Genomic DNA, 6,000 nt, shown 5'->3' with positions numbered 1-6,000 from the left:
CCGAGCCCGCGGTGCCGGCCGGAGCCGGAGCGCCGTGACCCGCGCCGACGCCGATGATGCCGGCATGGCCGGGATCGGTGGGGGCACCACCCGCTTGCGGGGGAGAGTGGCGCCGTGACCCGCGCCGACGACGATGATGCCGGCATGGCCGGGATCGGTGGGGGCACCACCCGCTTGCGGGGGTGGGGGTACCTCCCACTTGTGGGGGAAGTGGCGCCATGACCTTAGTCGCCATCCCGTTGTTCCCCCGGGTGACCGCGCTCGACGCGGTGGGGCCCTACGAGGTGCTGCAACGCGTCCCGTCGGTCGAGGTGGTGTTCATCGGTCACCGCCGCGGAGAGGTGCGTACGGAAAACGGGATGCTCGGGCTCTGCTGCGACGCCAGGTTCGACGAGGTGACCTCGCCGGACGTGGTGCTGTTCCCCGGCGGCATCGGCACGCGCCGGCTGATCCACGACGACACCATCCGCGCCTGGCTGCAGGCCGTGCACCCGACCACGACGTTCACCACGTCGGTGTGCACCGGTGCGTTGCTGTTGGCCGGCGCGGGCCTGCTCGACGGGCTCACCGCCACCACGCACTGGCGGGCCAGTGGTCTGCTCAACGAATTGGGCGCCCGTTATGTGCCGGACCGGGTCGTCGAGCACCTGTCGCAGCGGATCATCACCGCCGCGGGCGTGTCCAGCGGCATCGACATGGCGTTGCGGCTGGTCGAGCTCCTTGTCGATCGGCAGGCCGCGCAGGCCGCCCAGCTGCTCATCGAATACGACCCGCAGCCGCCGTTCGACTCGGGATCCCTGGCCAAGGCCGACCGGGCGACGGTGGACAGGGCCACCGAATACCTGGACGCCCGGCAGTAGCGGGATTGCCCGGTCGCACGGATTTCTCCGGTTACCCCGTCGTCCGGTAGCCTGGTGCGGTTGCCGACGCAGGCGACCCTCCTGCCGCGGATCGACCGTGGCCGTGCAGACCAGAGGAGGTGGTGAGGTTTCCATGCGTCCATACGAAATCATGGTCATTCTTGACCCCACGCTCGACGAGCGCACCGTCGCTCCGTCCCTGGAGACGTTCCTCAACGTCGTCCGTAAAGACGGCGGATCCGTCGACAAGGTCGACATCTGGGGCCGGCGCCGGCTGGCCTACGAGATCGCCAAGCACGCCGAAGGCATCTATGTGGTCGTCGACCTGAAGGCGGAGCCGGCGACGGTCTCCGAGCTCGACCGCCAGCTGAGCCTCAACGAGTCGGTATTGCGCACCAAGGTGATGCGCACCGACAAGCACTAACACCGGTGGCTGAGTCGCGGGCCCACCGTGGGTGGACTTGCGTAGGCTCAGCGAGGATACGTGCCATTCACCGTCGGAGCAGCGAGTAGCAGGGCGGAACAAGGAGGAAACTGTGGCTGGTGACACCACTATCACCGTTGTCGGAAACCTGACCGCCGACCCCGAACTGCGGTTCACCCCGTCCGGTGCCGCCGTCGCGAATTTCACCGTGGCGTCGACACCGCGGATCTATGACCGCCAGAGCGGGGAATGGAAAGACGGCGAGGCGCTCTTCCTGCGGTGCAACATCTGGCGGGAGGCCGCCGAGAACGTCGCCGAGAGCCTCACCCGCGGCTCACGCGTGATCGTCACCGGCCGGCTCAAGCAGCGGTCCTTCGAGACGCGCGAAGGCGAGAAGCGCACCGTCTTCGAGGTCGAGGTCGACGAGATCGGACCCTCGCTGCGGTACGCGACGGCCAAGGTCAACAAGGCCAGCCGCAGCGGCGGCGGTGGCGGCTTCGGCGGCGGAGGTGGGTCCCGGCAGGGATCGGCCCCGGCGAGTGGCGCACCCGCCGACGACCCGTGGGGCAGCGCCCCGGCATCGGGGTCCTTCGGCGGCGGCGACGACGAACCGCCGTTTTAAAAACTTCAACAGTAAGAAACGGAAAGAAAGACAGTCATGGCCAAGTCCAGCAAGCGACGTCCGGCTCCGGAAAAGCCGGTCAAGACGCGGAAGTGTGTCTTCTGCGCCAAGAACGATCAATCGATCGACTACAAGGACACCGCGTTGCTGCGCACCTACATCAGTGAGCGCGGCAAGATCCGGGCGCGGCGCGTCACCGGCAACTGCGTGCAACACCAGCGCGACATCGCGATCGCGGTGAAGAATGCCCGCGAGGTGGCGCTGCTGCCCTTCACCTCCTCGGCGCGATAGCAGCCGAGGGCCAGACCGAAAGTTACGAACGATGAAGCTGATTCTGACGGCTGACGTCGACCACCTCGGTACCGTCGGCGACACGGTCGAGGTGAAGGACGGCTACGGCCGCAACTTCCTGCTCCCGCGCGGTCTGGCGATCGTCGCCTCGCGCGGCGCGCAGAAGCAGGCCGACGAGATCCGCCGGTCCCGGGAAAACAAGGCGGTGCGCGACCTCGGGCACGCCAACGAACTCAAGACGGCGATCGAGGCACTGGGTCCCGTCCAGTTGCCGGTGCGGACCGCGGCCGACTCCGGGAAGCTGTTCGGCTCGGTGACGTCCGGTGACGTCGTGGCCGCCATCAAGAAGGCCGGCGGACCCAACCTGGATAAGCGGATCGTCCGGCTGCCCAAGTCGCACATCAAGGCCGTCGGCACCCACCCGGTGTCGGTACACCTGCATCCCGAGGTCGACGTCGAGGTAGCCCTCGAGGTTGTCGCGGAGAGCTAAGCCTCCGACGTTTGCTCTTTCCCGGCGGCGGCCATCATCGGCCGCCGCCGGGCTCAGTTGCGCTGTGGCCCCGCTTTCGGAGCCCATGGCGGGCGGTCGCGGACGCAAGCCCTAGCGAACGATTGCCGGTGGGTGTTCCGCGGGCCCTATTTACCCTGCCGTAACGCTGCGAAAATATGGCGGAAAGCCAACACGCCCGGCGCAGTAACCTGCGACGACACGCCGTAGAGATTCTTGTCCACACGAATTTGGTCGCGTTACATGGCCCTTAACAGCAGCGATGTCAGGGCCCCTTGAATTCATACACAGGTTCTCCACACCCCACTCAACACAGGTGTCGAAGGATATGCACACACGATGCACAGGTTCATGAACAGCGCCCCTTTCACCTACTAGCCAGCAACGTCTAACGTCGTCCCGGCGCGAAGCGTGCGAGTGCTGTGCGGCGGAATTGTCGGCTCCTTGACTTACGCTGACGTGATCGATTTTCGAATGTACGTTCGGGTGCGTGGTAGGGGAGGAGGGATCCATGGCGGTCGTCGATGACCTGGCGCCGGGCATGGATTCGCCGGCGCCCAGTGAGGACTTCGGCCGTCAGCCACCGCAGGACCTTGCCGCCGAGCAGGCCGTGCTGGGCGGCATGTTGCTGAGCAAGGACGCGATCGCGGACGTGCTGGAGCGGCTGCGCCCGGGCGACTTCTACCGCCCCGCGCATCAGAACGTCTACGACGCGATCCTCGACCTCTACGGCCGCGGCGAGCCGGCCGACGCGGTGACGGTCGCCGCGGAACTGGACCGGCGCGGGATGCTGCGGCGGATCGGCGGCGCGCCCTATCTGCACACCCTGATCTCCACGGTGCCCACGGCGGCCAATGCCGGCTACTACGCGACCATCGTGGCCGAGAAGGCGCTGCTGCGCCGGCTGGTGGAGGCCGGCACGCGGGTCGTCCAGTACGGCTACGCGGGTGCCGAGGGCGCCGACGTCGCCGAGATCGTCGACCGCGCGCAGGCGGAGATCTACGAGGTGGCCGACCGGCGGACGACGGAGGATTTCGTCCCGCTCGAGGATCTGCTGCAGCCGACGATGGACGAGATCGACGCCATTGCTTCCAATGGCGGCGTGGCGCGCGGCGTGCCGACCGGCTTCACCGAACTCGACGAGGTGACCAACGGTCTGCACGCCGGCCAGATGATCATCGTCGCGGCCAGACCTGGAGTGGGCAAAAGCACGCTTGGACTGGATTTTTTGCGGTCGTGCTCGATCAAGCACCGGTTGGCCAGCGTCATCTTCTCATTGGAAATGAGTAAGTCCGAGATCGTCATGCGGCTGCTGTCCGCCGAGGCGAAGATCAAACTCGCCGACATGCGTTCCGGGCGCATGAGCGACGACGACTGGACGCGGCTGGCGCGTCGGATGAGCGAAATCAGCGAGGCGCCACTGTATATCGACGACTCGCCGAACCTGACCATGATGGAGATCCGCGCCAAGGCGCGCCGGCTGAAGCAGAAGGCCGACCTGCGTCTGGTGGTGGTCGATTATCTGCAGCTGATGTCGTCGGGAAAGAAGGTCGAGTCGCGGCAGCTCGAGGTGTCCGAATTCTCACGCCAACTCAAACTGCTGGCCAAGGAGCTCGAGGTTCCCGTGGTGGCGATCAGCCAGCTCAACCGCGGCCCCGAGCAGCGCACCGATAAGAAGCCGATGCTGTCCGACCTCCGCGAGTCGGGATCGCTGGAGCAGGACGCCGACATGGTCATCCTGCTGAACCGGCCGGACGCGTTCGAGCGCGACGATCCGCGTGGGGGAGAGGCGGACTTCATTCTCGCCAAACACCGCAACGGCCCGACCAAAACGGTCACCGTCGCGCATCAGCTGCACCTGTCGCGCTTCGCCAACATGGCCCGGTGACGCGTCGCGCGTCGTCGGTTCCCAAATTCGGTGTCATCGTCTCACCTTCAAGGTCCTCAGCCGCCGCGGCAAACGCAGCGCCGCGAACACGGATGTGCTCAGACCACCACCCGCCGCCGGGATCGTCGGGGCGGCCGAAACCACTTGAGTCGCCTTGCAGCACAACGGCACCCGCGCGGGGACACACACAAGTACGGGATCAGGCTGATGCACGCCACGCGAATCATCAGCCCGCGAGAGAGGGAACCAGGCGGCGGCGCGACGATGCCGCTCGAAACGCTACTCCTTACGTGAGGAGAGGATGAAAGGCATCCGAAAATCCTGCTGCCCTGTTCGCCGTCAAGCAGGGCTATCGTCGCTTTGATGAGCGCACACTTCGAGGAGTTGGGCTGGCAGCCGACGCCGATGGGTGTGATCAGCTTACGGCGACGATTCGATCTGACGATGCGTGCCGATGTTTATGAGGTCAAGCTCGACGACGAGTACGTCATGTCGAGCCTGTTCACCGTCGCCGAGAGGGAGCTGGCGCGATTGGGGCTGGAACGGACGCCGGGGTCGGCCCTGAACGTGATCATCGGCGGACTCGGGCTTGGCTATACCGCGCGAGAAGCCTTGAAATGCCCCCGGATTCGGACACTCACCGTCATCGAATACTCCGATGCAGTCATCGACTGGCACCAGCGCGACCTGTTACCGGATACGGCCGGCCTGGCCGCCGACAGTCGGGTTGCGCTCGTGTGCGCGGACTTCTTCACCGCCGCGACAGACTCCGTCGGTTTCGACCCACAGCAGCCCGGCCGAACCTACGACGCGATCCTGCTCGACATCGACCACTCACCCCGCCACCTGCTACACCACACACACGCGGACTTCTATACCTGCGAGGGACTACGAGCCGCGTCCGCTCTTCTCGTCCCCGGAGGCACTTTCGCCATGTGGTCCGACGACGCACCGGTCGACGAATTCACCTGCCTCCTCGAAACCGTCTTCACCGACGTTGAGGCCCAACGAATCTGGTTCGACAACCCCCTCACCCGAGGTCGGTCAGCCGCCACCATCTACCTCGCGACCCGGCCATGACGGCTGAAGTCATCGCTCGCGCCGAGTCGCACCTCATCGGGCGATGAGCACGCTTATCCGGCGCGCCTGAGCGACGCTTGACTAGTTGGGCGAAAGGGGGCGTTGTCCCGGGACTGTTGCAACGGCCCTGGCCAGCGCAACTGAGCCGGTTCAGACCGCCAGCAGCGTCATGGTCAGCTTGATCAAAGTCCGCGACGCACGGCCCATCTCGGCATTCGATCCCATCTAGGGCTGCCCTCGTTGCACCGGGGTGGGGTTGATTCCGCTGAGTGAAGCATTCATCATGCATAAGTTATCGGCCACGTGACAATGACCGGTGTCGCATTC

General features: G+C 65.8%; 7 protein-coding genes. All 7 read left to right on the top strand.

Annotation, left to right across the window (positions count from 1 at the left end):
• The first annotated feature begins 218 nt into the window (after window positions 1–218).
• A complete protein-coding gene (locus tag HMPREF0591_RS03120; RefSeq protein WP_007166952.1) occupies window positions 219–860 on the top strand; it encodes a DJ-1/PfpI family protein in 642 nt (213 codons plus the stop codon).
• Between the two features lie 133 nt (window positions 861–993).
• A complete protein-coding gene (gene rpsF / locus HMPREF0591_RS03115; protein ID WP_007771721.1) occupies window positions 994–1,284 on the top strand; it encodes a 30S ribosomal protein S6 in 291 nt (96 codons plus the stop codon).
• Between the two features lie 112 nt (window positions 1,285–1,396).
• Complete coding sequence (locus tag HMPREF0591_RS03110) at window positions 1,397–1,906, top strand: single-stranded DNA-binding protein (protein ID WP_007166950.1); 510 nt, start codon at window positions 1,397–1,399, stop codon at window positions 1,904–1,906.
• 36 nt (window positions 1,907–1,942) lie between these two features.
• Window positions 1,943–2,197, top strand: a complete 255-nt coding sequence (gene rpsR, locus HMPREF0591_RS03105) for a 30S ribosomal protein S18 (protein WP_007166949.1) — start codon at window positions 1,943–1,945, stop codon at window positions 2,195–2,197.
• 31 nt (window positions 2,198–2,228) lie between these two features.
• Complete coding sequence (gene rplI / locus HMPREF0591_RS03100) at window positions 2,229–2,687, top strand: 50S ribosomal protein L9 (protein WP_007166948.1); 459 nt, start codon at window positions 2,229–2,231, stop codon at window positions 2,685–2,687.
• A gap of 529 nt (window positions 2,688–3,216) precedes the next feature.
• Window positions 3,217–4,593: a replicative DNA helicase gene (gene dnaB, locus HMPREF0591_RS03095; protein WP_007166947.1), complete on the top strand. Its 1,377-nt coding sequence runs from the start codon at window positions 3,217–3,219 to the stop codon at window positions 4,591–4,593.
• A gap of 384 nt (window positions 4,594–4,977) precedes the next feature.
• Window positions 4,978–5,673, top strand: coding sequence for a spermine/spermidine synthase domain-containing protein (locus HMPREF0591_RS03090; RefSeq protein ID WP_244268786.1), 696 nt, complete (start codon window positions 4,978–4,980; stop codon window positions 5,671–5,673).
• Window positions 5,674–6,000 lie beyond the last annotated feature (327 nt).

Source organism: Mycobacterium parascrofulaceum ATCC BAA-614, from assembly GCF_000164135.1.
Classification (GTDB): Bacteria; Actinomycetota; Actinomycetes; order Mycobacteriales; family Mycobacteriaceae; genus Mycobacterium; species Mycobacterium parascrofulaceum.
The sequence above is the reverse complement of the archived record's forward strand: the minus strand, read 5'-3'. Positions and strand labels throughout refer to the sequence as shown.